Source organism: Pseudoalteromonas sp. NH0006-26 (genome assembly GCF_057552415.1).
Genome location: NZ_BAAJMJ010000002.1, coordinates 450,496 through 474,032, shown reverse-complemented (window position 1 = coordinate 474,032; position 23,537 = coordinate 450,496). Strand labels below are relative to the sequence as shown.

The 23,537-nt window shown below is 40.4% G+C and carries 22 protein-coding genes; 15 read left to right on the top strand and 7 right to left on the bottom strand.

Going from position 1 to position 23,537, the window contains the following annotated elements:
• Positions 1–44 precede the first annotated feature (44 nt).
• Genes AC27JR_RS04840 through AC27JR_RS04830 form a run of 3 tightly spaced genes read right to left on the bottom strand, consistent with a single transcriptional unit; the run spans position 45 to position 1,654 of the window.
• Positions 45–1,064: an MBL fold metallo-hydrolase gene (locus tag AC27JR_RS04840; protein ID WP_487172936.1), complete on the bottom strand. Its 1,020-nt coding sequence runs from the start codon at positions 1,062–1,064 to the stop codon at positions 45–47.
• Positions 1,065–1,118: 54 nt separating this feature from the next.
• The gene (locus AC27JR_RS04835) at positions 1,119–1,424 is read right to left on the bottom strand and encodes a cell division protein ZapA (protein WP_008466310.1); all 306 of its coding nucleotides are present in this window, start codon (positions 1,422–1,424) and stop codon (positions 1,119–1,121) included.
• On the bottom strand, positions 1,424–1,654 hold the full coding sequence (locus AC27JR_RS04830) for a DUF904 domain-containing protein (protein ID WP_487172935.1): 231 nt from the start codon (positions 1,652–1,654) through the stop codon (positions 1,424–1,426). The genes AC27JR_RS04835 and AC27JR_RS04830 overlap by 1 nt, the downstream gene beginning before the upstream one ends.
• 239 nt (positions 1,655–1,893) lie before the next feature.
• Between AC27JR_RS04830 and AC27JR_RS04825 the strand changes: the two genes are divergently transcribed.
• Positions 1,894–2,733 carry a 23S rRNA (adenine(2030)-N(6))-methyltransferase RlmJ gene (locus AC27JR_RS04825; protein WP_487172934.1) on the top strand — a complete coding sequence of 280 codons (840 nt, stop codon included), beginning with the start codon at positions 1,894–1,896 and terminating at the stop codon, positions 2,731–2,733.
• Positions 2,734–2,802: 69 nt separating this feature from the next.
• On the opposite strand, the gene AC27JR_RS04820 is transcribed toward AC27JR_RS04825, so the two are convergent.
• Positions 2,803–3,609 (bottom strand): META domain-containing protein, encoded by an 807-nt coding sequence (locus AC27JR_RS04820; protein ID WP_487172933.1) that lies wholly within the window; start codon positions 3,607–3,609, stop codon positions 2,803–2,805.
• A 126-nt stretch (positions 3,610–3,735) separates the two neighbouring features.
• Complete coding sequence (locus AC27JR_RS04815; RefSeq protein ID WP_008113444.1) at positions 3,736–4,302, bottom strand: PhnA domain-containing protein; 567 nt, start codon at positions 4,300–4,302, stop codon at positions 3,736–3,738.
• A gap of 262 nt (positions 4,303–4,564) precedes the next feature.
• On the opposite strand from AC27JR_RS04815, the gene AC27JR_RS04810 reads away from it, so the two are divergent.
• The 7 genes from AC27JR_RS04810 (at position 4,565) to AC27JR_RS04780 (ending at position 13,582) form a co-directional block, all read left to right on the top strand.
• Complete coding sequence (locus AC27JR_RS04810) at positions 4,565–5,839, top strand: EAL and HDOD domain-containing protein (RefSeq protein ID WP_487172932.1); 1,275 nt, start codon at positions 4,565–4,567, stop codon at positions 5,837–5,839.
• Between the two features lie 53 nt (positions 5,840–5,892).
• Positions 5,893–6,501, top strand: a complete 609-nt coding sequence (locus AC27JR_RS04805) for a paraquat-inducible protein A (protein ID WP_487172931.1) — start codon at positions 5,893–5,895, stop codon at positions 6,499–6,501.
• 63 nt (positions 6,502–6,564) lie between these two features.
• Positions 6,565–6,939: a hypothetical protein gene (locus AC27JR_RS04800; protein ID WP_487172930.1), complete on the top strand. Its 375-nt coding sequence runs from the start codon at positions 6,565–6,567 to the stop codon at positions 6,937–6,939.
• A 103-nt stretch (positions 6,940–7,042) separates the two neighbouring features.
• Positions 7,043–8,368, top strand: coding sequence for a TolC family protein (locus AC27JR_RS04795; RefSeq protein WP_487172929.1), 1,326 nt, complete (start codon positions 7,043–7,045; stop codon positions 8,366–8,368).
• Positions 8,358–9,857 carry an efflux RND transporter periplasmic adaptor subunit gene (locus tag AC27JR_RS04790; RefSeq protein ID WP_487172928.1) on the top strand — a complete coding sequence of 500 codons (1,500 nt, stop codon included), beginning with the start codon at positions 8,358–8,360 and terminating at the stop codon, positions 9,855–9,857. The genes AC27JR_RS04795 and AC27JR_RS04790 overlap by 11 nt, the downstream gene beginning before the upstream one ends.
• Before the next feature lie 8 nt (positions 9,858–9,865).
• The gene (locus AC27JR_RS04785; protein WP_487172927.1) at positions 9,866–12,982 is read left to right on the top strand and encodes an efflux RND transporter permease subunit; all 3,117 of its coding nucleotides are present in this window, start codon (positions 9,866–9,868) and stop codon (positions 12,980–12,982) included.
• 144 nt (positions 12,983–13,126) lie between these two features.
• Positions 13,127–13,582, top strand: a complete 456-nt coding sequence (locus AC27JR_RS04780) for a hypothetical protein (RefSeq protein WP_008466330.1) — start codon at positions 13,127–13,129, stop codon at positions 13,580–13,582.
• 70 nt (positions 13,583–13,652) lie between these two features.
• Here AC27JR_RS04780 and AC27JR_RS04775 read toward each other — a convergent pair whose 3' ends face one another.
• Positions 13,653–14,159 (bottom strand): glycine cleavage system transcriptional repressor, encoded by a 507-nt coding sequence (locus AC27JR_RS04775; protein WP_008466332.1) that lies wholly within the window; start codon positions 14,157–14,159, stop codon positions 13,653–13,655.
• 423 nt (positions 14,160–14,582) lie between these two features.
• Here AC27JR_RS04775 and AC27JR_RS04770 point away from each other — a divergent pair, with 423 nt between their 5' ends.
• From AC27JR_RS04770 to AC27JR_RS04740, 7 genes are all read left to right on the top strand, one after another.
• A complete protein-coding gene (locus tag AC27JR_RS04770; protein ID WP_036933415.1) occupies positions 14,583–16,817 on the top strand; it encodes an ABC transporter permease subunit in 2,235 nt (744 codons plus the stop codon).
• Between the two features lie 15 nt (positions 16,818–16,832).
• Positions 16,833–18,482: a phosphate ABC transporter permease PstA gene (pstA, locus tag AC27JR_RS04765; RefSeq protein ID WP_487172926.1), complete on the top strand. Its 1,650-nt coding sequence runs from the start codon at positions 16,833–16,835 to the stop codon at positions 18,480–18,482.
• A 19-nt stretch (positions 18,483–18,501) separates the two neighbouring features.
• Complete coding sequence (gene pstB, locus AC27JR_RS04760; RefSeq protein ID WP_008114812.1) at positions 18,502–19,329, top strand: phosphate ABC transporter ATP-binding protein PstB; 828 nt, start codon at positions 18,502–18,504, stop codon at positions 19,327–19,329.
• A 44-nt stretch (positions 19,330–19,373) separates the two neighbouring features.
• Positions 19,374–20,075, top strand: coding sequence for a phosphate signaling complex protein PhoU (phoU, locus tag AC27JR_RS04755; protein WP_008466339.1), 702 nt, complete (start codon positions 19,374–19,376; stop codon positions 20,073–20,075).
• A gap of 150 nt (positions 20,076–20,225) precedes the next feature.
• Positions 20,226–20,903 (top strand): TIGR00153 family protein, encoded by a 678-nt coding sequence (locus AC27JR_RS04750; RefSeq protein ID WP_036933418.1) that lies wholly within the window; start codon positions 20,226–20,228, stop codon positions 20,901–20,903.
• A 39-nt stretch (positions 20,904–20,942) separates the two neighbouring features.
• A complete protein-coding gene (locus tag AC27JR_RS04745; RefSeq protein WP_008466343.1) occupies positions 20,943–22,211 on the top strand; it encodes an inorganic phosphate transporter in 1,269 nt (422 codons plus the stop codon).
• Positions 22,212–22,292: 81 nt separating this feature from the next.
• The gene (locus tag AC27JR_RS04740; protein ID WP_008466345.1) at positions 22,293–23,210 is read left to right on the top strand and encodes a hydrogen peroxide-inducible genes activator; all 918 of its coding nucleotides are present in this window, start codon (positions 22,293–22,295) and stop codon (positions 23,208–23,210) included.
• A 47-nt stretch (positions 23,211–23,257) separates the two neighbouring features.
• Here AC27JR_RS04740 and AC27JR_RS04735 read toward each other — a convergent pair whose 3' ends face one another.
• Positions 23,258–23,461 (bottom strand): hypothetical protein, encoded by a 204-nt coding sequence (locus AC27JR_RS04735; RefSeq protein WP_487172925.1) that lies wholly within the window; start codon positions 23,459–23,461, stop codon positions 23,258–23,260.
• Positions 23,462–23,537 lie beyond the last annotated feature (76 nt).

The following is a 23,537-nucleotide window of genomic DNA, read 5'->3' as shown; positions in this document are numbered from 1 at the left end:
TAAAAAATATATTTCCATATTTTAACACAATCCATTGTGTTCAGTTATTGGCTGTTTTTAGCGCGAAGTAATCCCGATTGCAAAAACAAGTGACTTGATTTTATATCAAGTGGTTCTTGTTGATAAGGTTTTAGAGCTTCACTTGGGAAGTTTTTTTGTAATTGCTCAATATTGGCGTCGGGGTTGTTTTTAGCATGCTCCGTAATTGCTTCTAAAAACGTGAGTGATTGTTTTAATTTAACTTTATCTACCAAATCGCCATGGCCAGGAATAAAAAGTGACAGCGTATTATTATTTATATATTTTTTTAATAAGTTTTGCCATTGATTAAGCTCGCCATGCCCTGGGTAGGGTAGCCAGTCAATTATATCACCACCTATTAAGGTTTTACCCTTGTCGGCAAGTAATGTTAAATCGCCATTAGTATGTGCCTGATGCGGGCTTATAGTGAGCGTATAGCCACCTAAATCTAATGTTTTAGGTTCACTAATACTCATTTTTGGTGGTGTTAGTTGATAGCCTTGCCAGCGAAATAAGCGTGTTTTAGCGCGAGTGAGCTTTTCTCGCCATTGAGTTTGCTCATCATCGGATAAGGTGGCTAATCGCTGATAGCTCAGCTCAATGCTTTTCTCGAACCCCTCTAGCTTGTCTGTTAATGCTTGCTGATAACGCGAAAAATCGTTAGCGACTTGTTGGTGAGTAATCAGTTTTGCGTCTGGGAAGTAATGCTGCATAACCGCCATGCCCAGCAAGTGATCGTCATGAAAATGAGTTGCAACCAAGTAACATAAAGGCGTCTTTAGCTGTTGTTTTAGTTCGGTAACCAGTTGTTCTACTGCTGCAAAGTTACCACTGGCATCTACCAGTAAGGCACATTCACTGCCCTGAATTAACACTTGATTAGAGTCGTAAAAACGTAACCTATCTGGCTGCTGGATAAATTGAATATTAGCCGATAACGATTGCCACTCAACTGCTGCATTGCTTTTTGTATGTATAAATAGGCCGATTAAAGGCAGTAAGCACTTACCTATTTTTTGAGCTTTAGTTAAAAATGGTTTCATCTTTTCTCTAGCTATATTTTGACGGTAAAAACAAAAAAAGCGCAAAATGCGCTTTTATTTAATGTGCTCAGGGTTCGAGCTTAAGTACTGACTCAGCTTATCAATCAGTTGATCTTGATGTTCAAGTTCAACTGATTTTTGCGTTTTTGCTTCAAGCAATTCGTGGCTTAAGTTCAACGCAGCCATTAATAATGCTTTTTGATCGTTTCTGACTGTTGAACGTTGTTTCATTTGTTCAACTAAATCATTCAAATTTTTAGCGGCCGCTTTTAGTGCCTCTTCTTGCCCAGCCGGACAAGCAAATTGCTGCTCTTTCCCAAGCAATTCAACAGTGACTCGCTGGTTTTGCAGCTCAGACATTAGCTTGCCTGTTGTGCGCTTTGTAATTTATCTAATAATGATGTCAAGGTGGTGCTTGCATCTTTTTGCTTTTCTTCGTTTTCGAGAGCCTCTAACTGTAATAATTCATTTTCATCAAGCAGTTTACTATTTTGTTCTTTAAGCTCTGAAATATCAGTTTGCAACTGATTATTACGGGTAATTAGTTGGTCGATCAGTTGTTCGAGTTGTTGAAGAGTATTGTTGTTCATAAATGCGCTCATATAACTGTAATTAATGTCATGCAAATGTAAAGCAAAGTGTGTTTATTTGCCAGCATTTACGCTGGTTTTAGGTGATTTTTATTCTATGTTAAGGGATAATTCATGCTATTGGCTTTTTCATTCATAAATGGTTCACGTAAACACTAGCTAAAGCTGGTATCGATTGCCAAAGTAGTGTGCTTTATGGTTCACTAATTTTATTAAATAGCGTATGGCGAAAATAAATAATGCTTAGTTACAGACACTCCTTTCATGCGGGTAACCCTGCCGATGTACTTAAACATTTAGTACTAGCGCAAGTGCTAGGTTATCAAACTATAAAAGATAAGCCGCTTGACTATATTGATACGCATTCGGGGGCTGGTTTTTTTGAACTGGCAGCACCAGACGCGCAAAAAAAACAAGAGTACCAAGACGGTATTGAAAAACTTTGGCAACATACTAGTCAGCATAGCGCACTAAATGACTATATTGAGCTAATAAAATCATTTAATGAGAGTTCGTCTCTGGCGTTTTACCCAGGCTCACCAAAAATCGCCGAACACTTTTTACGTCGTCAAGATAAGGGCTGGTTTTTTGAGCTGCATCCGCGAGATTTAGTCTTACTTGAAGAAAACATGCAAGGTAAACGCTCTATTCGGGTGCGCGGCGAAAATGGGTTTGCGGGCTTAATTGGTTTATTACCGCCAGCTTCACGCAGAGCCTGCGTGTTAATAGACCCACCTTATGAAATAAAAGACGATTACAACACGGTAGTACAAACCATTGTAAAAGCCCATCAGCGCTTCGCGACAGGGACTTACATGATTTGGTATCCGGTTGTAGACAGAGAACGTATTGATACTATGGAGCAGGGATTAATTGACGCGGGAATTAGAAATATTCAATTATTTGAATTAGGTACCGAAGCTGATACTGATGTACATGGTATGACCGCCTCTGGAATGATAGTAATAAACCCACCATGGAAATTAAAGCAAGCAATGGATGACGTGTTGCCTGAACTAGTGAGTTTGTTGAGTAAGCCAGGTGGCTTTTACCGTAGCGAGCAGTTAGTCGCCGAATAAAAATAAAAAAGCCCAGTTTAACTGGGCTTTATACTGACCTGCTTAGATGCGTAGTATTGTTACGCTTAATTAAAAGTAAACAGCGTTAAAGGTTGCAAGTTGTTTGCCTGCCTCATTTTGTAATACTAACTTTTCACCGTTAATTTGCCATTGCGATGCTGCTTGCAGCACACCTGCCATTGCGCTTTCTTGTTCCATATTGTCATGACACATTTTTTGCGTGGTTGCTAACTGGGTAAAAGTAACCATTTGCTTCGATACTTCATAACCGCCATTAAAGTTATTGCACCCTAAAAAGCCGTGCACAGTGTTGTCACTATTAAATTGAATAAATGGTTCTTTGGTATTCACTACAACGGGGTTGCCGTCGATTGAAACTGCTTTGAAGTAGGTATTTACTAAATCAACGTCTGGCTTTGGCGCTACTTTTGAAACAATAATCTCTAAAGGTTCAGATGAGCTAGTATCAGCAAAAGGCGAGTTACTCGTTGTGCTGGTGTATAGCAAGTTTCCTTGATTATTAATGGTTGCACGTACGCTATAGCGGTGAGTTTGATCAATTTTTTCACGGTTGTACTCAAGCTCTACTTGGTAAGGCGGTGCGCCCACTAAATCAATCACCTGCTCAGAGATAACGGTGGCTGCCACATCCATTTTTGACACATCAACCAAGGTAACGATTAGCTGTGAATTAGGCGCTAATAGACTGCGATCTAAGTAACTAACTTGCACCGGTAAGGTAGCTGTTGTTTGCGTCACAGCGCTAGTTTGCTGTGCGGTATCGTCGTTACATGCGCTCAGCATAAGTGCGCCACTTGATATAAAACACAGGCCTGCAATCGACTTTAACATTGAATTTGGCTTAGATGAGAACATAGTAGTTCCTTGATGGAGTATGGTATATGATCGTTAGCATACGGTTGAATTGCTTAATCATTGCTTAACTAGCAAATACAGAAAGTTGAGATATAAAAAAAGGCGCTACGCGCCTTGATTCGTTACTTATTTTTTTACGTATTTAGTTAAAATTACAATACGCTGTCCATCAACACGCCCTTCAATATGTTCAGGGTTGCTGGTTAAGCCAATATTGCGAACGGCAGTACCGCGTTTTGCTGTTAAGCTACTACCTTTCACATCTAAATCTTTTATTAACGTGACGGTGTCGCCAGCTTGTAGTACCACACCATTGCTATCAATGTGTTTAATATCATCATCTTCAGCAAGTGCTTGCTGCGCCCATGTTAATGTATCTTCTTCAAGGTAAATCATATCAAGCGCGTCTTGTGCCCAGCCGTTATCAGCTGCTAACTGAGTCAGCATGCGATAAGCTACAACTTGTACCGCCGGTGTTTGACTCCACATACTGTCATTTAAGCAATGCCAATGGGTTGGGGTTAAATCGCTATTGCCCTCTATTTGATCTTTACATGTTTGACAGGTGTAAATGCATTTATCTGAATGAGCTTCTGTAACAGGAGGGACTTCGTAAACAGTTAAGTTGTTGGTTGCTGCGCAGAGTTCACATTGGTTACTGCTACGCTCTATTAAGGCTTGTTCAATGCTCATTTTTGGTGGCTCTTGTGAGTTTGTAAGTAAATAGTGCCTATATTATACCTTATAAGCACAGGTTTTGGGTATGCTCAGGGCGGCGACAAGCAATAAAACCTTATAAAAAATAAGGATACTAATCTGTTAGTTTTGAGTGTATGAATTTAAACTTACTTGCTTGTTTTTTAATCTAATTAAAATTACTGCAAGTATTTAAAGTTTCACTATACTGATTAAATAATAAAAATAATGATGACATCATTGTTAAGCAGGAAGGTTAATGCCAAATATTTCAGACGTAAAAAATTCATCTATTTTGGTCACTCAATATATTGCTCGGCAACCAATTTTTGACGGTGATAAAAGCATTTTTGCTTATGAGTTGCTCTATCGCGATTCAGTTAATAATGCTTTTCCTGTAGGAACAACTGACGGGCAAGCTACAGGACGACTTTTTTTTAATGCGCTAATGCTGGTTGGTATTGAAAAGCTAACACTCAATCAAACTGCGTTTATTAATTTATCGAGTGAGGGGCTTTTAGAGGATTTACCTAAATTATTGCAGCCAGAAAATACCGTAATTGAAATTGTTGAGCGCACTGAAAATATAGAGCTGGTTGCTCAACGAGTAACCGAGTTAAAAAAAGAAGGGTATGTATTTGCGTTAGATGATTACGACGCACACGAAAAATGGCAACCTTTGCTCGGTTTGGTAGATTTTATAAAGCTTGAAGTTGAAGAACCCGTAATAAAAACCAGTATGCTGCTGAAAAAACTTAAACGCAACTTTCCTAATATTAAAATAGTGGTAGAGCGAATTGAAACTTATGAAGAGTTCAGGCAACTGAAAGAGGCTGGATGCGATTATTTTCAAGGGTTCTTTTTTGCACATCCAGAAATGCTGAGTTACAGCAATATTGAACCCTTAAAAATGGCAGTTTTAGATTTACTGCGTTGCACATCACGCACAGACTTAGATTTTAATGAAATTAATCAACGTATTTCTAAAGATGTGGGTTTAACTGCACGTGTTCTTAAATTAGTAAATGCTCGCTCAGCTAATAAAAATCTAGTGATTACGTCTATTCCTCAAGCGGTTGTGTATTTAGGGGAAGATTCTATTAGAAAGTTTGTACGGGTTTTAGCGCTTAGTGAGCTTGGCTCAGATAAGCCCAGTGAACTTACTCGTTTAGGCTTATGTCGAGCGCAGTTTATGCAAATAATTTTAGAGCCTGGCGGAAAAGTCATTGCAGAACAAGGTTATTTAGTCGGCTTAATGTCGGTACTTGATGCTATTTTAGATATGGAACTGGAAGCTATTGCCAAAGAGTTTAGTTTAGGGGCTGAGTTATCTGGTGCATTATTAAGTTTTGAAGGCATGATGGGTAATTCATTGCATTTAGTCAAAGCGGTAGAAGAAGATAACTGGCAAATGGCTAAAAAGTTGTTAGAAACTATTCGCCCAGCCTCGAATATTGAGACCGTATTTAGCGCCATGTTGGATGCACGCCAGTATGCGGATGAACTATTGGCCTCTATTATTGAGCAAGACTAACGTATAACGTTTGGGTATGATTAGCACATATTGATTTTATTTAGTACAACAGCATGCGTTTATTTTTACCTATCACCACTATTTTAATCGCCTTAGCTTTATTAATCCCAGGAGTGACTCAACCTGTGTTGAGTATGGAAGGCAAAATTGATAAGTCTAAACTTGCCGGGGCGGGTATTGAAATGCTGGCAGATGAAGGAAATCAAAACACCCGTAATATGCTAATGATGATCTCGAGTATGTTGGGATTAGACAAACTTGAAGGCGAGATCAGCGCTTATCAAAAAACACGCAGTATTTGGGGCACCGTTAACGAACTAGCCGATAACAAAAACTACTTAGTGGCGATATTAGTAGCGTTTTTTTCAATGGTGATCCCAACAATTAAGCTGCTGCTTCAATTGTTGTATTGTGTATTAAAGGAGACTTCATTTAAGCACAAGCTTGGTAAGATGATTATCGCTTTAAGTAAATGGAGTATGGTGGATGTGTTTGTTATTGCATTAATCGTGGCTTACATGGCTGGTAATGCAAACGCGAACTCAGAAGACTTACTTAATATGCATGCTGAGTTTGGTACTGGTTTTTGGTATTTTACCGGCTATTGTCTATTCGCCATTGCGGCCAGTAGTTTGATAAAGCCAGTGGTAAAAACCAGTTAATTATTGAGTTTTAAACGCAGTTACCATAAACTTTAAATGTCTATTTATTTTTAGGTTAATTCATTGCAACGTATTTACTGTATTTTACTGACGCTAACTTTGTTACTCACTTTTGTGGGTCAAGCCGTTGCGTCTGTATCTATGGTATGTGATATGCCGCATATGAACATGGCAACCCATGCATCTATGCAGCATAGCGATATGGCAATGAGCGACGACGCGCATACATCAATGATGGGCATGGACTGTTGCAGCGATGAGAACGCGGTAGCTCAAGATTGCAGTTGCCCAATGAGTGCTTGTAATTCGCATTCGGCCTTGCATGTAAACTCGCTATTTATAGCCTCTAAATTATCCTCTGAAAAAGTGCACCTTGCTGTCATGCAGCGCCAACCTAACTTTGCACGTTCTCTCTATCGTCCTCCTATGCCTGCATAACCGCAGGATAGGTGTATTCAAAATCTAGCCATTTAGTTTTTTGTCATCTATCTGCTTAAAAATTTAATCGTTTTTTATTTTTTAATTTTAAGTGGAGCAAGTGATGAATCACTTCGCAGTATTAAAAGCCGTTTGTGTGAGCAGCTTATTGAGCATTAGTCTCTCTGTACACAGTGCTGAACTGAGTTTAAATGAGGCAATTAACTATGCCTTAAACCATGAGCCTTGGCTTAAAGCCAGTAAGCAAAAACAAGCATCAATTGAAGCAAAAAGTATTGCCGCGGGAACTTTACCCGATCCAGTGCTTACTTTAGGGTTAATGAACTTACCAACCAATGGTTTTGCTTTTGATCAAGAAAATATGACCCAATTTAAGGTGGGAGTTAGCCAATCGCTGAGTCGAGGCGATAGCCTTGCACTACAACAAAAGGCATTGTCTCAGTCAGCTGCGGCAGAGCCTTGGCTACGTAAAGACAGACTTGCGCAAGTAAAAACCATAGTTACTGAGTCATGGCTTAATGCTTATAGAGCGCAGCGAAGCATTGCACTAATTGAGCAAGATAAAGCCTTGTTTACCCAGCTCATTGATATTACCGAATCAAGCTATGTAAGCTCGGTGGGTAAAACACGCCAACAAGATATTATTCGAGCGCAATTAGAGTTAACCCGCCTTGAAGATAAATTAATGCAACTGGAGCAACAGCTACAAGGTGCTAAAAAGCGGCTAACACAATGGTTGCCTATCGATATGCTTAGCCAGCCTGTCAGTGATGACTTTTCACAGCTTGCAGCATTAAAAAACTACACCGAGTTAGAGTATCAACAACTAATGGCCATGCTATTAAAGCACCCTGCGATTATGGCAATGGATAATGCAATAGTGGCAAAGCAAACTCAAATAAGTGTGGCTGAGCAAAGCTATAAACCGCAAATTGGCGTTAATATGGGCTACGGTTACCGCGATGATATGCCAATGGGTGGCTCTCGAGCAGACCTTTTCTCTGTGGGTATAAGTATTGATTTACCGCTGTTTACCGATAACCGCCAAGATCAACTTGTAAATGCTGCCATTGCCGATAGCGAAGAAGCTAAAACACAAAAATTAATTGCCCTTAAAAAGCTACAAGGAATGTATTTTAAGGAAGTTAGCCAGTTAGCACGGCTTCATCAGCGTGCTGAGCTTTATCAAACCAAGCTACTGCCGCAAATGGCTGAGCAAGCTCAAGCGACCCTGAATGCCTATACCCGCGATGATGGTAATTTCTCAGATGTGATGCAAGCGCGTATTAGTGAATTAAATGCCAAGATAGACGCACTAAACATTCATGTTGATCAAAAGATTATTATTGCGAGGTTAAATTATTACGCCAGTGCTGATGATACCAGCTTAAAAAATACACCACAGCAGGAGCCGAGCTATGAATACTAATTTAAAATTATCACTGGTAGCTATATGCAGTGCGGCATTAACTGCGGGGGTTTTATTAAGCTTACCTAGTGAGCACTCTATGCCAACTGATAGTAAAGCCAGTAGCAAAAAAGAGCCGCTTTATTGGGTAGCACCTATGGATAGTAATTATCGCCGTGACGAACCTGGTCTATCGCCCATGGGCATGGATTTAGTGCCTGTTTACGAAGAGTCAGACAGTGGGGCCGATGATGGGCCAGGCAGTATTAAAATTTCACCCACAGTGATTAATAATTTAGGTGTGCGTACCTCGCCTGTGGCGTTTGCTGCACTTGAAAATGAGGTTAACACGGTAGGTTATGTGCAATACAACCAAGACCAGCTAATTCATATTCATCCGCGAGTAGAGGGATGGGTCGAAACCTTATACGTTAAAGCCGCGGGCGATCAGGTTAAACAAGATGAGCCACTTTATACCTTATATTCACCACAGTTAGTGAATGCACAAGAAGAGTTTGTGTTAGCGTTAAAGCGTAATAATCAGGTGTTAATTCGTGCCGCTAAAGCCCGATTAAAATCGCTCAATGTATCTGATGGCTTCATTTCACGCCTGCAAAAAAGCCAACAAGTGCTACAAAACATAACGTTTTATGCCCGCCAAGGTGGCGTTGTTGATGAACTTAATATTCGTGAAGGTTTTTATGTTAAACCTGATACCTCAATGATGAGTATTGCTCAACTTGATGAAGTATGGGTTGAGGCTGAGGTATTTGAGCGCCAAGCAGAACTCATTCGTGTTGGCCTGCCGGTAACCATGACGCTCGATTATTTAAGTGGCCAACGTTGGCAAGGGCAAGTGGATTATATTTATCCTACCTTAGATGCTAAAAACCGTACTTTAAGAGTACGCTTGCGCTTTGATAACCAAGGCCATCAGTTAAAGCCTAATATGTTTGCTCAAGTCAGTATTCATAGTCAAGTAGCTGAAAAACAGTTAGTTGTGCCTAAAGAAGCGGTTATCCGCACTGGTAGCCAAAACCGTGTTGTAGTTGCACTAGGGGAAGGTCGTTTTAAATCGGTCGAGGTAACTTTAGGGCGAAGTGATGCTGCTAATACCGAAATTTTATCAGGTGTTATGGCAGACGATGAAGTGGTTACTTCAGCACAGTTTTTAATTGATTCAGAATCGAGTAAAAACTCTGACTTTAAGCGTATGCAAGCAGTCTCGCATGGCAATATGCAAATGAGTGATACCAACCCAAGCATGGCAACTGTGAATGGAGTGATTAACAGTATTGATGCTAACAATCGAGTTGTGAATATCAGCCGTGAGGCAATTGAAAAGTGGGGGCGTGGACCTGCAACTATGGACTTTGTGTTAGCAAAAAATGTAACGATTGAGGCGTTTAAGCTAAATGATGAAGTTACATTTACCTTTAGTATTGAGCAAGGTGAGTTTGTGATCCATACAATGACTTCTGTGCATGCTATGCATAGTCAGCACGAGTAGGAGTGGTTATGATTACTGCAATTATTCGCTGGTCTGTTGTTAATCGTTTTTTTGTACTGTTACTGACCGCTATATTGATTGGTGGCGGCTTGTATGCTGTAAAAAACACCCCAGTAGATGCCTTACCCGATTTATCTGATGTACAGGTTATTGTTAAAACATCTTACCCTGGGCAAGCGCCGCAAGTAGTGCAAGATCAGGTTACATTTCCTATAACCACGGCGATGTTATCGGTACCAGGGGCGCAAACAGTACGCGGTTTTTCGTTTTTTGGTGACTCCTACGTGTACGTTATTTTTGACGAAGACACCGATTTATACTGGGCACGAAGTCGTGTTCAAGAATATTTAAGTCAAGTATCTGCGCGTTTACCCAATACGGCAATTGCAGAGCTTGGCCCGGATGCCACAGGAGTTGGTTGGGTGTATTTATATGCACTCACTGATACCACAGGTAAGCATGACATAAGCCAACTACGCAGTTTACAAGATTGGTTTTTAAAGTTTGAACTGCAAACTGTGCCCGGTGTATCCGAAGTAGCATCGGTAGGTGGCATGGTGAAACAATACCAAGTTAACGTACAGCCCGATAAGTTACGTGCCTATGGTATTCCGCTAAGCCTTATTCAAACTGCCATTAAGCAAGGCAACCAAGAAATGGGGGCATCAGTTGTTGAAATGGCAGAAGCCGAATACATGGTTACCAGCACTGGATATGTAAAAAGTGTGGCTGATTTAGAAGCGATTCCTTTAGGTATAAACGCTAACGGTACTGCACTACAGTTACGTGATGTTGCTAATGTGCGTTTAGGTCCTCAAATGCGCCGTGGTGTTGCCGAGCTTAACGGCGAAGGCGAAGTTGCTGGTGGCGTAGTGGTTATGCGCTTTGGTGAAAACGCGCAAAAAACCATAGAGCTCGTCAAAGCTAAATTGGAGTCACTTAAAAAAGGCCTGCCTGAGGGGGTTGAAATTGTACCTGTGTACGATCGCTCTCATTTAATAAAAGACGCAGTTGATAACCTCACCTCTAAATTGATGGAAGAGCTGATTGTAGTGGCTTTAGTGTGTGTGGTGTTTTTATTCCATGTACGCTCATCGCTGGTGGCTATTATTACCTTACCGTTAGGCATACTCACCGCTTTTATTATTATGCATTGGCAGGGGATTAACGCCAATATCATGTCATTAGGCGGGATTGCTATAGCGATAGGTGCCATGACCGATGGTGCGATTGTGATGATTGAAAACATGCACAAACACATGGAGAAAAAACCGCTGACCGATGAAAATCGTTGGCAAGTGGTGATTGATTCTGCCAGTGAAGTAGGGCCTGCATTATTTTTTAGCTTATTAATAATTACAGTTAGCTTTATGCCGGTATTTATTTTAGAAGCTCAAGAAGGGCGAATGTTTGCGCCATTGGCTTACACAAAAACCTATGCAATGGCGGCCTCGGCCGGCTTAGCAATTACCTTAGTACCCGTACTGATGGGGTACTTTATTCGCGGTAAGGTGATATCTGAAAATAAAAATCCGGTAAACCGTTTACTGGTAAATAGTTATAAGCCACTGTTAAACACAGTCTTAAAATTCCCCAAAAGCACCTTGTTGGTGGCACTGATTATTACTTTAGTGGGCTTTTATCCGGTAAATAAAATAGGCAGTGAGTTTATTCCACCTCTTGATGAGGGGGATTTAATGTATATGCCAACCACTTACCCTGGGATTTCTATTGGTAAAGCGCGCGAGCTATTACAGCAAACCGATAAGCTGATTGCCACTGTGCCCGAGGTTAAAACCGTATTTGGTAAAATTGGACGAGCGGAAACGGCAACCGATCCGGCACCACTCACCATGATTGAAACCTTTATACAGTTTAAGCCTAAAGAACAGTGGCGCGAGGGCATGACCACCGAAAAGCTCAAACAAGAGCTGGATGCTTTAGTAAAGTTCCCAGGACTCACAAACGCTTGGGTAATGCCTATCAAAACGCGAATAGATATGCTGGCTACAGGGATTAAAACTCCTGTGGGTATAAAAGTAGCGGGGCCAAATTTGAATGAGATTCAAAAAATAGGTCAACAAATAGAGATATTACTTAAAGATCTTCCCGGTACAGCGTCTGTTTACTCAGAGCGTGTAGCGGGTGGGCGTTATATTAAGGTAGATATTAACCGTGAAAAAGCAGCGCGCTACAGTTTAAATATTGCTGATGTGCAACAAGTAGTCGCAACCGCTATTGGTGGCATGAACGTGACTGAAACGGTTGAAGGTCAAGAGCGCTACCCGGTTAATATTCGTTATCCGCAAGCGTACCGTGACTCCCCTGAAGAACTGATGCTATTACCTATAGTTACTCCAACGGGGCAACGAATTGCACTTGCTGATGTGGCGGATGTATTTATTAGTGATGGTCCGCCTGGCATAAAAAGTGAAAATGCTCGGTTAAACGGCTGGAGCTTCATTGATATTAAAGATACTGATATTGGTAGCTATGTAGCAAATGCTCAACAATTATTGAATGAGCAGCTTATTTTACCTGCTGGATACTCTATAACTTGGGCTGGGCAATACGAATACATGGAGCGCGCTAAAGCTAAACTGAGTTATGTGTTGCCGTTAACCTTAGCCATTATTGTAGTGCTGCTTTATCTTAACTTTAGAAGCTTCACCGAGGTATTTATCATTATGGCGACTTTACCACTAGCAATGATAGGTGGCATTTGGCTAATGTACTTAGAAGGCTTTAACTTCTCTGTTGCTGTGGGGGTCGGCTTTATTGCCCTTGCAGGGGTGGCTGTTGAAATTGGCGTTATTATGTTGGTTTATTTAAACCAAGCGTATAAAGCGCAGGTAGAGGCCGCTTCTCAAGTGGGAAAAAGCTTGAGTATTGAGCAGCTTAAGCATGCCATATTAGAAGGCGCCGGTTTGCGTGTTCGCCCGGTAATGATGACGGTAGCAACCATAGTAATTGGCCTATTACCTGTATTATATGGCACCGGCACCGGGAGTGAAGTAATGAGCCGTATAGCGGCACCTATGGTCGGTGGTATGTTCAGTGCTATTGTTTTAACACTGCTGGTGTTGCCTGCGGTGTATTTATTGTGGCGAAAGCGAAACCTATAATATTTACATTGGTTGTGTAACTTGTACTGAAAATATCAGTACAAGTTAGGCAAACTTTTCTTTATCTACTGATTTTATTGTGTTTTTTATTGGCATGATTCACGCATCTATTTAATCATTAGGGTTAAAAAGTAAGGAACGCACATGCAAGTAAAAACAATTCAAGAAGTGTTCGATTGGACCGTTCAATTTCATACACAAATGGCGGCTAATTTCTTTAGTGTTAGGGAGTTAATGGGTGAGCGAAATGTGGCGCTGGCTGATTATTGTGTTGATTATGAAAAAAAGCTCGCAGAGGATTTAATTGGATTCAAGGCAATCAGCGAAATTAATACCTTAAACACCTACTGTTATGAATACTTTTTAGAAAATAACGAGATTGTTCAATTTACTGATTTAGACCGAGACCAAGATCTTAATGCACAAGCGATTCAAGAATACTTATCTACGCAGCATCAAAAAGTGCTGGATGTTTATAGTTACTTATCGGATAAGGCTCAATCGCCCGAGGCGCAAGAAAAGTTAAATCAGCTTCATGAATTAGAAGAGCAAGGTTTGAAGCAAATGATGCAAAGTATTAATCGTCACGCTGATATGTAGCTTTAAGAGTTACTCATAAAAAGGGCGCTATAGCTAGCGCCTTTTTTGTGTTTTGAATTATAAAGCAAATTTAACTTTGTTCTATATCAACCACTAAGTCGCTAGTAATTGATTCAAGTGCGTTAATAACCTCTTCTTTATTCAGTCCGTTAGGTAAGCTCACGGTGGCAACGGCACTAAATATAGGCACTCCCCAGTTTGGCGCACTTTGCTGCCTAGAATTTAAGTTTGTAATATTCGCGCCTTTATGGCGAATAACACTTGCCAGCTCTTGCACTATACCTGGGCGATCATTACCGGTAATCACAAAATTAAGTTGCTCCAGCTCTACAGGCTCAATTTCAATGTTACCCTTTTCAATACGAACATCTAACTTAGGAAGCCCGTTAAGCGCATCTTGAAATGTCTGTAAATGCTCTTCAGCTACTTCAACTTGAATGATGCCTGCAAAGTGACCGAGTAAGTGACTTAAATTACTGCTTAACCAATTGCCGTGGTTTTCCAATATGACCGATGAAATACTTTCTACTAAACCGGGGCGATCTTCCCCTAAAATAGTTATTACCAACTGCTTCATAATAGTTCTCTTTTTTAAGCCCAAATGAAAAAAATAAATGCATAGGCATTAAGTGATGCGATCTAATGTATGTGATTCTAAATGTATGTAAAAGCTAACCACAAAAGGATTGTTACAGCTTAAGAGGTTACTTTATTGTTGTTATATTAGATGCCCATTGAGTATTGTCTTGGATAAATAGTTTGTCCAATTAATAATTGATTTAGTTCATAAATAACGCATAAATAAATACAATTACTACTACAAACAATACTTTAATATTATTTAAAATCGCAATTTAGCCTAAAATCCGCTCATAAAGCTGAAAATTTAATCTGCAAAGATGAACAGACTCTATATAAGTAAAGAATTATTACGACTGTAACATTACTGTCACTTTGATGAAATATAATGCGCCCAACGTTAAGATATAAGGGTGTTTTGATGACTTCAAATCCGAATAAACCGACTTTTAATACGGATCGAAGCCGTCTATTTAAAGACCGGTTTGCTAAGTTTGGCATAACCGCTGGCGGTATAATGGTATTAATAGCACTGCTATTAATCTTTTTTTACCTTCTTTATGTAGTGCAGCCTATTTTTGAGTCAGCCAAAGTTGAAAAGCGCGCTAGCTTTAATGTTGCTAATACTGAGCAAATAGTAGGGCTTGGTGTTGAAGAGCAAACTGAGGTTGCTTACTTACTTGATAATCAAGGTCAAGTTAACTTCTATAGTGTTGATAAAGCACAGTTTGGTAAAAAACTAAAAACACTTAATGCCACTTTACCCGCGCAGGTAACTAGTTTTGCAAATAGTGCTCCTTTTCAAGGGCATTATGCGTATGGCTTAGAAAACGGCACCGTGACTATTGTCGCGCCTAAGTTTTTAGTTACCTTCCCTAATAATGAACGTAAATTAACCCCGCGTTTAGGTTATCCTCTGGGGGAAATGGCACTCGAAGTTGATGAGCAAGGTGCCGCTATTAAGCGTTTTGCCTTTAGCCATTATGAAGACAAAACAGCCGTGGTGGCACTTACCGCCGATAAACGAGTGGTATTTAGTAGCTTTGTAGCCGAAGAAAACATGTTCACTGGTGAAGTTGAATGGCAAGTGGAACGCACTGAACTTAACGTTGATGGTCGCGTAGATGAGCTATTAATGTCGCCAGATACCACCCGCACCTTTGTTCGTTCTGCTAATCAAATTTACGTATTCGATACTCGCTACCCAAGTGAAGTTGAGCAAATTCAATTATTATCTGCCAATGAAGAAAACGCCAATATAGTGTCATCGCAATTATTGGCGGGTGCAAACTCACTGATGTTGGCCAATGATAATGGTGAAATATCGCAGTGGTTTGAAATCAATACAGATTCAGGACGTGAGTTTCAAAAAATCCGTTCATTTGAAACGACTAAGCAAAGTAAGCTGAATATTTTTACCGAGTTTTACCGTCGCACCTTTTTTACAACCGGTCAAAATGGTGAATTAGGGCTTTATTACACAACCAGCGAAGCAAAGTTATGGCAAGGTAAAGTCAGTGACGGTGCAATTGAACAATTTGCTATTGCTCCGCGTTCAAATGCGGCGCTAATTTTAGCTGATAACAAGCTAACGGTTTTAGAAATTCATAACGAGCACCCAGAAGTAACGTGGTCAGCGCTTTGGCAAGAAGTGTGGTACGAAGGCTACCCTGAACCCGGCTATATTTGGCAATCTACTTCTGCCAGTGATGATTTTGAATCAAAATTTTCACTAGTACCTATTTCATTTGGTACTTTAAAAGCAGCGCTTTATGCGATGTTATTTGCAGTACCTATTGCTATATCAGCCGCTATTTATACTGCTTATTTTATGTCGAGCGAATTGCGTCGCGTGGTTAAGCCGACGGTAGAAATAATGGAAGCTCTACCAACGGTTATTCTAGGCTTTTTAGCTGGCTTGTGGTTAGCGCCTTTAATTGAAGAGCACTTGCCGGCTATTGTTGGTTTACTGGTGTTACTGCCATTAGGTATTTTAGCAACGGCGTTAGGCTGGACTAAATTACCTGCGGTTATTCGCCATAAAATTCCTGAAGGTTCACATTCAATTTTACTAATACCTGTGGTGTTATTTATTGGTTGGTTGTCGTTTGCGATGAGCGAAAGTATCGAACTATGGATGTTTGATGGCAATGTGCGTCAATACCTAACCAATGAATTAGGCATGACCTTCGATCAGCGTAATTCATTAGTAGTAGGTATTGCGATGGGCTTTGCGGTTATTCCCACTATTTTCTCAATTGCCGAAGATGCGGTATTTAGTGTGCCTAAGCATTTATCAAATGGCTCGTTAGCGTTAGGTGCAACGCAGTGGCAAACGCTAATTCGCGTGGTGTTACTAACGGCCAGCCCAGGTATTTTCTCTGCGGTAATGATGGGATTAGGCCGTGCCGTAGGCGAAACTATGATTGTACTTATGGCTACCGGTAATACCCCGATTATGGATTGGAGTATTTTCCAAGGCATGCGTACTTTAGCCGCTAATATCGCCGTCGAAATGCCAGAGTCGGAAGTAGGGAGTTCGCATTACCGAATTCTATTCTTAGCCGCCTTTGTATTATTCATATTCACCTTTATTTTCAACACCGTTGCTGAGTTTGTTCGTCAGCAGCTGCGTGAAAAATACAGCTCAATGTAAGTGGAGAAACACGACATGGTAAAGCAGTGGTTTAGGTCTGGTTCTCCTTGGATTTGGATGACCGGTGGTGCTGTCAGCATCAGTTTAATTTCAGTAATTGGTTTACTCGCCATGATTGCATGGAAGGGGTTAAGCTTTTTTTGGCCATCTCAAGTTATGCAGTATGAGCTTGAAGGCTCAATTGCGAAGCAAACCGTTATTGGTGAAATTTATGACCGTGAATTGGTACCTAAGTCGCGTTTAGCGGCAACCGGTATTGATGTTTCTAAATTTGAAAAAGATGAGGTTGAGCGTTTACTAATTAAAACAGGTAACCGTGAGTATGTTGATTTAGATTTTCGCTGGATACTCGAAACCGATATTAAACAAAGTTCAGCACCCAAAGCACTCGCGGTATTCGAGCGCAGTAAAAACGGTAATTTTTACGGGTATGTACAAAGCGTCATTAAAGACGGTCAGACGGTAACAGTAGATAAAGTAGAAACCTTACATGACCTTGTAGAGCGTGCAGTTGACTTAAATGACGAAGCGCTTGATTTACAAAATGGCGACATAGGACATATAAACTATGAGCTAGAGCGATTACGTTTACAAGAAAAAGCCTACTTGCTTGATAACGAGCTAACCGACGAGCGTGTTGCTGAGCTTGCTCAAGCGCGTGCTGATTTACGTGCACAATATGGTGAATTAGAAAAAGAGCTATTCGCACTGCGTAAACAAGCTAAACGTGATCAAGTAACCGTAAAAGATATGCGTGGTGAGGTTGTTACTATCCCGCTTTATCAAGTGTTGGATGTATGGTTTCCAAACGACATGGGCTTTTTTGCTAAACTAGGTCATTACTTTGTGCAGTTAGGTAAGTTTGTTGCCGATGACCCTCGTGAAGCTAATACCGAAGGTGGCGTATTTCCAGCTATTTTTGGTACGGTATTTATGGTGATGTTAATGGCTGTGATTGTAACGCCATTTGGCGTGGTTGCTGCTATTTACTTACATGAATATGCAGCCAAAAACGCAATTACTAAAATGATCCGTATTGCGGTTATAAACTTGGCGGGTGTTCCGTCTATTGTATACGGTGTATTTGGCTTAGGTTTCTTTGTATATATGGTTGGTGGTAGTGTTGACCAATTATTTTATCCAGAGTCATCGCCTACCCCTGTGTTTGGTACCCCAGGTGTTTTATGGTCAGCACTTACCTTGGCGATATTAACGTTGCCAGTAGTGATAGTGTCTACCGAAGAGGGTTTATCTCGTATTCCAAGCACGGTCCGTGATGGTTCGCTAGCACTGGGCGCGACTAAGGTAGAAACGCTATGGCGAATCATAATTCCTATGGCCAGTCCTGCAATTATGACGGGTTTAATTTTAGCGGTTGCTCGTGCGGCGGGTGAGGTTGCACCACTTATGCTGGTGGGTGTGGTAAAAATGGCGCCAACGCTGCCGCTTGATGGTAACTTCCCATATATACATTTAGACAGAAAATTCATGCACTTAGGTTTTCATATTTACGATGTTGGCTTTCAAAGCCCGAACGTTGAAGCGGCGCGTCCGCTGGTATATGCAACGGCCTTTTTGTTAGTGTCGGTTATTATTACCCTTAACATCACCGCCATTGGTATACGTAACCATTTACGTGAAAAATTCAGATCGCTTGAGCATTAATTTAGTATAGGTAACAAACATGATTACAGTCGCTCCAAAAGTAAACCAAGCAAAGCCAAGCTTGAAGTTAGATTTAAATAATTTAACAGACGAACAAAAAGCGCTAGAAATTAAAGATCTCGACCTTTACTACGGTGATAAACAAGCACTGAGTAAAGTAAATATGAATATTCCTAAAGGCCAAGTAACGGCATTTATCGGCCCGTCGGGTTGTGGTAAATCAACCTTATTACGTTGTATTAACCGCATGAACGACTTGGTAGATATTTGTCGTATTGAAGGCGAAATCATGCTGCATGGGCAAAATATTTACGATAAAAGCGTTGATGTTGCAGCGCTTCGCCGTAATGTTGGCATGGTGTTCCAGCGCCCAAACCCATTTCCAAAATCAATTTATGAGAATGTGGTATATGGTCTTCGCCTGCAAGGCATTAAAGAAAAGCGTAAGCTTGATGAAGTGGTCGAGCAATCGCTTCGCGGTGCAGCTCTTTGGGATGAAGTAAAAGATAGACTTCACGATAGCGCATTTGGTTTATCGGGCGGTCAGCAGCAACGTTTAGTGATTGCTCGCTCTATTGCGATCGAGCCAGAGGTATTACTGCTTGATGAGCCAACATCAGCACTGGATCCGATTTCAACGTTAGTAATCGAAGAACTAATTAATGATTTAAAGAATAAATTTACTGTGGTTATTGTTACTCACAACATGCAACAAGCAGCTCGTGTTTCTGATCAAACAGCGTTTATGTATATGGGGGAGCTGATTGAGTATTCAGATACCAATACCTTGTTTACAACGCCTACAAAGAAAAAAACGGAAGATTATATTACCGGTCGCTACGGCTAGTCGGATTAAAACGCGAAAGCAATAAATTATTAAAGAAGGTCATTATGGAACACAACATTAATAAACATATTTCTGGTCGTTTTAATCAAGAACTAGAAGATGTCCGTAACCATGTGCTAAGCATGGGTGGACTGGTTGAGCAGCAACTAAATAGTGCCCTTGACGCGGTAAGTCAAAACGATGCGGTACTAGCACAAAAAGTGCGTGAGAATGATTATAAAGTTAATGCAATGGAAGTGAGTATTGACGAAGACTGTACTCGCATTATCGCGCGTCGTCAGCCAGCTGCTAGCGACCTGCGTTTAGTGGTGGCAATTGCAAAAACCATTGCCGATTTAGAGCGAATTGGTGATGAAGCTAAGCGAATTGCTAAAGTTGCACTAGACTCATTTACTAAGGATCAACAAGATTTATTAGTAAATATCGAAAATATGGGACGCCAAGTATCTAAAATGTTGCATGACGTTTTAGATGCATTTGCACGTATGGATGTGCAACGTGCATTTGAAGTGCATAAAGAGGATGCCAAAGTGGATAGGGAATATGAAGCAATCACCCGTCAAATAATGACTTACATGATGGAAGATCCGCGCTCAATTCCAAAAATTATGGATTTAGTATGGTCTGTTCGCTCATTAGAGCGCATCGGTGATCGCTGTCAAAACATCGCTGAATATATTATCTATTTTGTAAATGGAAAAGATATTCGTCATACATCTCAAGAAGATATAGAGAAGTCTTTGTAATTTTGAACCATCATCCTTTTTAATTATAGGGATGAATATTCATTTTTCTTTTAGTCTGCTGGTCATTGAGCAATAAAAAGCGTTCACAATCGAGCTTAATGCTGTAAAATTCACGCTGATCAGCATACTAAATTGATTTAAGGGTCAGTTATGCATACAAACGCGTTTCTAGGAGTATTTGCAAAATCTCCTATAAAACCAATGGAAGAACATATCCGAAAGGTTCATCAAGCTAGTAAAACCTTGATACCTTTTTTCAATCACGTTTTTAAAGAAGAATGGCAACAAGCTGAAGAGCTACGTTTAACTATTCGAAACTTAGAGCGTGAAGCCGATGAAATGAAAAGAAACATACGCCTACAATTACCGCGTGGATTATTCATGCCGGTAGAGCGTACAGATCTGCTCGAATTAGTAACCCAACAAGACAAAATTGCTAATAAAGCAAAAGACATTGCTGGGCGCGTAATTGGTCGTGAGATGATCATACCAAAAGAGATTCAAGAAGACTTTTTGGCATATGTAACTCGTTGTGTAGATGCAACTAAACAAGCATCTAAAGCGATTAATGAATTAGAAGAATTGTTAGAAACAGGCTTTAAAGGCAGAGAAGTAACTCTGGTTGAAAAAATGCTTGTTGAATTGGATGCCATAGAACAAGACACGGATGAAATGCAAATTAAAATACGCCGTCAACTACGTAAAGTAGAAGATGGGCTAAACCCAGTTGATGTAATGTTTTTATACAAAATCATTGAATGGGTTGGCGAGCTTGCAGATATTGCAGAGCGCGTAGGATCACGTCTTGAGCTGATGTTAGCTCGTTAATTTAAAATCAGTTCAAACACGAAAGATTAAGGTTACACAATGGATATCATTGCATCTTACGGCACGGTATTAATTTTAATTGCCGCAGCAGTCGGCTTTTTTATGGCTTATGGTATTGGCGCAAACGACGTTGCCAATGCGATGGGTACATCGGTGGGTTCAAAAGCACTTACCATTAAACAAGCGATTTTTATCGCGATGATTTTTGAATTCGCAGGTGCTTATTTAGCAGGGGGTGAAGTAACATCAACAATTCGTAAAGGGATTATTGATGCGACCCCATTTGCTGACATTCCTGAACTGATGGTTTTAGGTATGATCGCCTCTTTATTCGCCGCTGGCAGTTGGTTATTAATGGCCTCGTTTTTAGGTTGGCCGGTATCGACGACTCATTCAATCATTGGCGCTATCATTGGTTTTGCTCTTGTTGCAGTAGGCACAGAGGCTATTCAATGGGGTAAGGTTGCCGGTATTGTAGGTAGCTGGATTGTAACGCCGGCGATATCTGGTTTTATAGCGTACTTAATATTTATGAGTGCGCAAAAGCTGATTTTTGACACCGATGCTCCACTTAAAAATGCAAAGCGCTTTGTACCAATATACATGGGTTTAGCTGGCTTTATTATGGCACTTGTGACCATTAAAAAAGGCTTAAAGCACATTGGTATTAATTTAGGTACATTTGAAGGTTTTGCTATTTCTATTGGTATAGCGGTACTAGTTGCTGTTATTGGTAAAATTGCTATTTCTCGTTTAAATATCGATCCTAAAGCGGATAGAGAAATGCAGTTTAACAATGTAGAAAAAGTGTTTGCGGTACTTATGGTGCTAACTGCTTGTTGTATGGCATTTGCTCATGGTTCTAACGACGTTGCTAACGCAATTGGACCTCTAGCTGCTGTTGTAAACATTGTTGAAAACAATGGTGAAATTGCTAAAAAGGCGGCTATCGCTTGGTGGATATTACCACTAGGTGGTTTAGGTATTGTTGCCGGTCTTGCTATTTTAGGTAAAAAAGTAATTAAAACCATTGGTGAAGGTATTACCCATTTAACACCAAGTCGTGGTTTTGCTGCTGAATTAGCCGCGGCCTCTACCGTTGTTATTGCATCGGGCACAGGCTTACCTATCTCAACCACACAAACCCTAGTGGGCGCTGTGTTGGGTGTAGGTATGGCACGTGGTATTGCCGCACTTAACATGGGTGTAATAAGAAATATTGTAGTTTCTTGGGTAATTACATTGCCAGTTGGTGCTGCCCTTGCTATTGTTATTTTCTACGTACTAAGAACCGCTTTTGGGGTTTAATAAAAAGTACTTAAAAGACTTTTAGCTTGAAAAGATCTCAACGCCCTTGGTGTTGGGGTCTTTTTATTTGTGGAAAGAAAAATGACCAATCTCCCTAGTATTAAACAGCTGCAGTATTTATTAGCTGTGCATCAACATCAACATTTTGGCCGAGCAGCCAGTGCTTGTTTTATCGGTCAGTCTACGCTGAGTACCGCGATTCAAAACCTAGAAGAAACTTTAGGATGTCAGCTTATAGAGCGAGAAAATCGCAGCCTAATGTTTACCACCATTGGTGAAGAGGTGGTTGAGCGTTCAAGAAAAATAATCAACGATACAATTAGTTTAAAAGAGTTAACTAAAAGCTTTTTAACACCGCTTAGTGGTACATTAACGGTGGGTGTTATTCCTACTATAGCCAGCTTTATCGCAGCGCCTTTATATCATTTTTGTCAGCAAACATTTGTAGATTTAGAGTTGGTATTAATTGAAGACACCAGCGACAAGCTTCTCGACAAGTTAGAACATGGGCAAATTGATTTAGCATTATTAGCGCTGCCCTACGAAACCGATAAATTTCATACCCAAGTATTAGCACAAGATCACTTTAGCTTAGTGCATCATAAAGATTACATGCCAGCTAAAGGTATTGAAGACTTTAATTTACTACCAGAAGCCAGTGTATTCTTGCTTGAGCGAGAGCACTGTATGACAGGGCATGCGCTTAGTGCGTGTCATTTAAACCGCTCTAGTTGTATAAACCCCTTTGAGGCGGCTAGCCTTCATACCTTATTGAGTATGGTTGAGTATAAACTTGGCGTGACGTTTTTACCGCAAATGGCAATTAACGCGGGTATTTTAGAGAACAAAGATATGCTTGCTACACCATCGCAAGGTGATGCCTATCGTGATATTGGTGTATTGTGGCGCAAAACAACGGGGCGCATTCGTGACTTTAAATTGTTTAGCCAACAATTAGAGGTTTTTTTGAAAAAGCAGTGCAGTGTTGATTTTAAATAGGTAAAAAAAAGCGTATTTTAATTAATACGCTAAATAACACGGGGGAATTAAAGTGGCTGCTTGTGCTGGCCGTGATAGCTTTTTAGCGGCGGTAAAAATAGTAAGTAAACCCAAACAACTACATTAAAGTAAGGGACTAGCCCAAGCACTGTAAAGGTTTTTACAGGGTAACCCTTGATCTGAGCATATTTGTAACATTGAAGCGCAATAGCAAAGTGTATAAACAATAATAACGTGATTAGTTGCGTCATAAACATCCTCCTTATGCCCTATGTCCACCTTTAAAAGTATAGACATCTAGACGATAAGAAATAAAGATGTCATGTA

Bases quoted from the DNA above. Each gene is read 5' to 3' on its own strand.
- AC27JR_RS04780 (WP_008466330.1), top strand. From the start codon at position 13,127: ATGCAAGTAAAAACAATTCAAGAAGTGTTCGATTGGACCGTTCAATTT.
- pstA (WP_487172926.1), top strand. From the start codon at position 16,833: ATGGTAAAGCAGTGGTTTAGGTCTGGTTCTCCTTGGATTTGGATGACC.
- AC27JR_RS04740 (WP_008466345.1), top strand. From the start codon at position 22,293: ATGACCAATCTCCCTAGTATTAAACAGCTGCAGTATTTATTAGCTGTG.
- phoU (WP_008466339.1), top strand. From the start codon at position 19,374: ATGGAACACAACATTAATAAACATATTTCTGGTCGTTTTAATCAAGAA.
- AC27JR_RS04770 (WP_036933415.1), top strand. From the start codon at position 14,583: ATGACTTCAAATCCGAATAAACCGACTTTTAATACGGATCGAAGCCGT.
- AC27JR_RS04750 (WP_036933418.1), top strand. From the start codon at position 20,226: ATGCATACAAACGCGTTTCTAGGAGTATTTGCAAAATCTCCTATAAAA.
- AC27JR_RS04835 (WP_008466310.1), bottom strand. From the start codon at position 1,424: ATGTCTGAGCTGCAAAACCAGCGAGTCACTGTTGAATTGCTTGGGAAA.
- AC27JR_RS04805 (WP_487172931.1), top strand. From the start codon at position 5,893: ATGCGTTTATTTTTACCTATCACCACTATTTTAATCGCCTTAGCTTTA.
- AC27JR_RS04815 (WP_008113444.1), bottom strand. From the start codon at position 4,302: ATGAGCATTGAACAAGCCTTAATAGAGCGTAGCAGTAACCAATGTGAA.
- AC27JR_RS04795 (WP_487172929.1), top strand. From the start codon at position 7,043: ATGAATCACTTCGCAGTATTAAAAGCCGTTTGTGTGAGCAGCTTATTG.
- AC27JR_RS04820 (WP_487172933.1), bottom strand. From the start codon at position 3,609: ATGTTCTCATCTAAGCCAAATTCAATGTTAAAGTCGATTGCAGGCCTG.
- AC27JR_RS04785 (WP_487172927.1), top strand. From the start codon at position 9,866: ATGATTACTGCAATTATTCGCTGGTCTGTTGTTAATCGTTTTTTTGTA.
- AC27JR_RS04775 (WP_008466332.1), bottom strand. From the start codon at position 14,159: ATGAAGCAGTTGGTAATAACTATTTTAGGGGAAGATCGCCCCGGTTTA.
- AC27JR_RS04790 (WP_487172928.1), top strand. From the start codon at position 8,358: ATGAATACTAATTTAAAATTATCACTGGTAGCTATATGCAGTGCGGCA.
- AC27JR_RS04735 (WP_487172925.1), bottom strand. From the start codon at position 23,461: ATGACGCAACTAATCACGTTATTATTGTTTATACACTTTGCTATTGCG.
- AC27JR_RS04810 (WP_487172932.1), top strand. From the start codon at position 4,565: ATGCCAAATATTTCAGACGTAAAAAATTCATCTATTTTGGTCACTCAA.
- AC27JR_RS04840 (WP_487172936.1), bottom strand. From the start codon at position 1,064: ATGAAACCATTTTTAACTAAAGCTCAAAAAATAGGTAAGTGCTTACTG.
- AC27JR_RS04745 (WP_008466343.1), top strand. From the start codon at position 20,943: ATGGATATCATTGCATCTTACGGCACGGTATTAATTTTAATTGCCGCA.
- AC27JR_RS04830 (WP_487172935.1), bottom strand. From the start codon at position 1,654: ATGAACAACAATACTCTTCAACAACTCGAACAACTGATCGACCAACTA.
- pstB (WP_008114812.1), top strand. From the start codon at position 18,502: ATGATTACAGTCGCTCCAAAAGTAAACCAAGCAAAGCCAAGCTTGAAG.
- AC27JR_RS04825 (WP_487172934.1), top strand. From the start codon at position 1,894: ATGCTTAGTTACAGACACTCCTTTCATGCGGGTAACCCTGCCGATGTA.